Raw genomic sequence first — 3875 nt, forward strand, 5'->3', positions numbered from 1 at the left:
ATCAGGGTCACCAGCTCGCCGCGCACGTCCTCGCGCTCGCCCACCACCACGCGAAGTGCCCGCTCCGGGGTGCTCAGCGCATAGACCCGCCAGGCATAGTCGTTCAATCGGGCGCTACCGAAGCCGTTGCGTAAGCTCGTGAGCGGTGCCTGGGGGGCCTGAGCGGAGCGCAGCAGCAGGGTCTCGCCTCGCCAGGCCTGGAAGACCAGCTTGCTCTCGTAGGGATGGCGTATCACGGAGCCGTTGGTCTCGTCGCTGCGCTGCAGGGCCGTGTCGATGCTGCCCAGCAGGGCATCCCGTTCGTCCTCGGGTAGCGGGGCGCCCACCAGCCCCTCCAGCAGCCGGGCGTTCTGCGCCAGCCGGGCATCGAAGAGTTCCTCAACCTCGTGGGCAGCGTCGCGGTAGCTGGTCAGCCCGATCACCAGCATGCTCAGGCCGAAGACCAGCAGCACCACGCCGAGGGTGCGGCGACGGATCGAGGTCACGGGGTCTCGCCCTGGGGTGTCTTGTCCATCACGTAGCCGATGCCGCGCACGGTGCGGATCAGTTCGGGGAAGAGCTTGCGGCGCAGGTGGTGCACATGCACCTCGATGGCGTTGCTTTCCACCTCCTCGTCCCAGCCGTAGACCAGCCGGGTCAGGGTGTCGCGGGTGAAGACCCGTCCCGGGTGGCTGAGGAATTCCTGCAGCAGGGCGAACTCGCGCCGCGATAGCGTCAAGGGCGTCTCCCGGTAGCTGACGCTGTGGGTGGCGGGATCGAGGCTGATGCCGCGGACTTCCAGGACGCTGCTGGCCTGCCCTTGGCTACGCCGCAGCAGGGCCCTCAGGCGGGCCTTCAGTTCGTCGACCTGGAAGGGCTTGACCATGTAGTCGTCGGCACCGGCATCCAGGCCGGCGATGCGGTCATCGATGCCATCCCGGGCGGTCAGCACCAGCACCGGCACGCGGTTGCCCCGCTGGCGCACCGCCTCCAGCACCTGTATGCCGTCCAGCCCGGGCAGTCCCAGGTCGAGGATCACCGCATCGAAGGGCTCGTTGCCCTTCAGGGCGGCCAGGGCCTGCCGGCCATCGGCCAGCAGGTCCACGGTGTAGTGTTCCGGCTTGAGCGCCAGGCGGATCCCCGCCGCCAGGCTGGGGTCGTCCTCTACCAGCAGAATGCGCATGAGGGGGCGGGTCACTCCTTCAGTTGGGTGAGCAGGCGACGGACCTCCTCGCGACGCCCGGTATCGGCGAGTGCGCGGCCGGGACGGGGCGTCGCCTGCAGTGCCTTCTCCAGGGCCCCGCGCGCTTCGGCATCGCGGCCCTGCTCATGCAGATAGTCGCCCCAGAAGTAGAGGCTGTCGAGCCCTTCGGGATTGATCGAGAGCGCCCGCTGCAGGTGCCATTCTGCCTTGTCGTCGTCACCGAAGGCCACCGGCCAGCCGGGCACTTGGTAGTAGAGGGCGCCGAGGCTGGTGTAGGCCGAGCCTTCCAGTGCCATGGGGTCGAGCGCCAGGGCGGTCTCGAGGTCGGCGCGTGCCTGCTTGACCAGCTTCAGTGCACCCAGGCCGCTACTGGCGCCGGCCTGGGTGGAGCGCACGATGCCGGCCCAGACATGCAGCTCGGCCGCATCGGGGTGGGCCTCGAGCAGGCGGTCGGCCTCGGCGGCCAGAGCGGCATAGGCGTCCGCCTGCTGCTTCTCGGGAAGCTCGTAGCGGATCTCGGCCCAGCGCTCCTGCAACTGAGTGAGCGGCTCGGCGATGTCGTCTTCCATGGCCAGCAGCCCGGTAGCCGGCAGCCAGGCCAGGGAGGTGGCTAGCAGGGCCGCGGTCAGGTGGCGTCGCATGGTCGGTCGCTGTCTGTCGTGTCGTGTCATGACGGGACTCCTCGTCTCGGGGTTGTGCTTCAAGGTGTGTCTTGGGGCACGGCATCGCCTGGCTTGGCGACGAAGCGGCGGATGACCGGCAGCTGGCGCGCCAGGGCCTGGTCGACCAGGCTTGGAAGCAGGCTGTTAAGCCGGGTGAAGAGCCGTTCGGGCCCGCCCAGCTGGGTCTCCTCGCGGCCATGCTCGATGGCGCGGCGCACCGCGCTGGCCACCCGGGCGGGGCTGTCCATGGCGTTGCCGAGCGCCTGGTTCATCGCCTCCACCTCGGGGGCATTCATGGCGGTGCGGGTGGCCCGGGGGGAGACATGCAGCACCCGCACGCGGGTATCGGCGAGCTCCCGGCGCAGGGCCTGGCTGAAGCCGCGCAGGGCGAACTTGGTGGCGCAGTAGCCGACCTGCCCGGGATAGCCGATAGTACCGAAGGTAGAGCCCAGGTTGACCACCCAGCCATGCCGTGCCGCCAGCAGCATCGGCATGAGCGCCCGGGTCAGCTGCAGGGTGGCGGTGAGGTTGAGGGTGATCAGTTGCTCGAGCTCATCGTCGGTGAAGGACTCGAACAGGCCCACCCAGTTTACGCCGGCGGCATTGACCAGCATGTTGCAGTCTGCCGCAGCCGCGGCCATGACCAGTGCTCGTCGGTCCTCGGGGCGGGTCAGGTCAGCGGTCATGGCCGTTACCTGGCCCGGGTGACGCGCGACGAGGGCCTCGAGTGCCTCACCGCGGCGCCCCGTGACCAGCAGCTGCGCCCCCGCGGCGGCGAACTCGTCCACCAGGGACTGACCGATGCCGCCGCTGGCGCCGGTGAGCAGGATCCGCTGGGCGGGCCAGCCCCCCTCGGGCAGGGCAGGGCCGCGGGACCACCACCTAGACCAGCGCATCGGCAAGCTCCCGGGTGGCGCTGCCACCGGCACAGCGGGCCTCGACGCCGCGGAACATGGCGCCGTAGAGGCGATAGACCATCCGCGCGGTGTCGATCACCGCCACCAGGTCTTCGGCCTCCAGGCGGTTCACCAGTCCCTCGAAGAAGGCCAGGTGGCCGATGTCCAGGCTGCCGTGGGAGGTCAGGTAGCGGACAGCGTCATCGGGCAGGCCGAGACTCGCCTGCAGGCGTTCGGCGGCCTGGGTGGCCAGCGCTGTGCTGGTGCCCTCGAGCACCTGCACCATGCCAAAGAAGCCCACCGGGTTGCCGTGGGCGATCTCGTCGCGTACGGCCGCCACCATCAGCCGGGTGGCAGGTTCCGGTGCCCGCCCGGCCGCTGCCTCGGGATCGCCGCCGGCGGCGCGGATGTCATCGAGGATCCACTGCTCGTGGCCGTGCTCCTCCTCGATGTACTCCACCAGGGCGGTGCGCAGCCAGCCCAGCCGGTCAGGCAGACGGGCGCCGCAGGCCATCATCAGCGGGACCGTGAAGCGCACGTGGTGGTAGGCCTGGCCCAGGAAAGCCAGGTACTCGGTGCGGCTCACCTCGCCGGTCAGCGCGCGTGTCAGCAGTGGTGTGGTCAGCAGCCAGTCGCGCTCGGCACGGGTGGCTTCCTGGAGTTGCTGGTACGGGGTCATGGGGTCACTCCTTCCGGGGGATGGGGCTGGGTGGCATTGAGCCAGTCGTGGTAGCTGGCATGGATGGCATCGCGGCGCAGCCGGCCGTTGGCCGTCAGCTGTTGGTTGTTCGGTGTGAAGGGCGAACAGCGTCGCCATTCCTGCACGCGGGCGTAGTCGGGAAGACCGGCATTGGTCGCGGCGATCGCCGCAGCCAGCCGGGTGTCATCGATATCGGGCGTGGCGGGCACGATCAGCGCCCGGTTCTCTGGCAGGGCCTCGCCGAAGACCAGCGCCTGAGCGATGGCCGGCCGGGTGCAGAGCTCGCCCTCTACCCACTGGGGGTCGACGTTGCGGCCATAGGCGGTGATGAAGACCTCACGGCGGCGGCCGTCGAGCGCCAGGGTCTCGCCCCGCCAGTGGCCCAGGTCGCCGCTGGGATGCCAGTCGCTGGCGGCCGGCTCGTTCAGGTAGCC

The 3875-nt window shown here is 69.9% G+C and carries 5 protein-coding genes and 1 pseudogene; all 6 read right to left on the reverse strand.

Features of this window, described 5'->3' with window-relative positions; translation table 11 throughout:
• Nucleotides 1–485, reverse strand: a 485-nt coding sequence (locus tag ACESMD_RS10885; RefSeq protein WP_372613050.1) for a sensor histidine kinase N-terminal domain-containing protein, incomplete at its 3' end; no start/stop codon positions are given.
• The gene (locus tag ACESMD_RS10890) at nt 482–1162 is read right to left on the reverse strand and encodes a response regulator (RefSeq protein WP_372613052.1); all 681 of its coding nucleotides are present in this window, start codon (nt 1160–1162) and stop codon (nt 482–484) included. The genes ACESMD_RS10885 and ACESMD_RS10890, both read right to left, overlap by 4 nt.
• Before the next feature lie 11 nt (nt 1163–1173).
• Nucleotides 1174–1854 carry a hypothetical protein gene (locus ACESMD_RS10895; protein WP_372613054.1) on the reverse strand — a complete coding sequence of 227 codons (681 nt, stop codon included), beginning with the start codon at nt 1852–1854 and terminating at the stop codon, nt 1174–1176.
• A 29-nt stretch (nt 1855–1883) separates the two neighbouring features.
• On the reverse strand, nt 1884–2741 hold the full coding sequence (locus ACESMD_RS10900; protein ID WP_372613056.1) for an SDR family oxidoreductase: 858 nt from the start codon (nt 2739–2741) through the stop codon (nt 1884–1886).
• Entirely contained in the window at nt 2728–3420 is a 693-nt protein-coding gene (locus ACESMD_RS10905; protein ID WP_372613058.1) for a TenA family transcriptional regulator, read from the reverse strand. Before ACESMD_RS10905 ends, ACESMD_RS10900 begins: the two co-directional genes overlap by 14 nt.
• Nucleotides 3417–3875: pseudogene (locus tag ACESMD_RS10910) on the reverse strand (long-chain fatty acid--CoA ligase); the annotation flags it as partial. The pseudogene ACESMD_RS10910 and the gene ACESMD_RS10905, both read right to left, overlap by 4 nt.

Source organism: Halomonas sp., assembly GCF_041689495.1.
In the GTDB taxonomy this organism is placed as follows: Bacteria; Pseudomonadota; Gammaproteobacteria; order Pseudomonadales; family Halomonadaceae; genus Halomonas.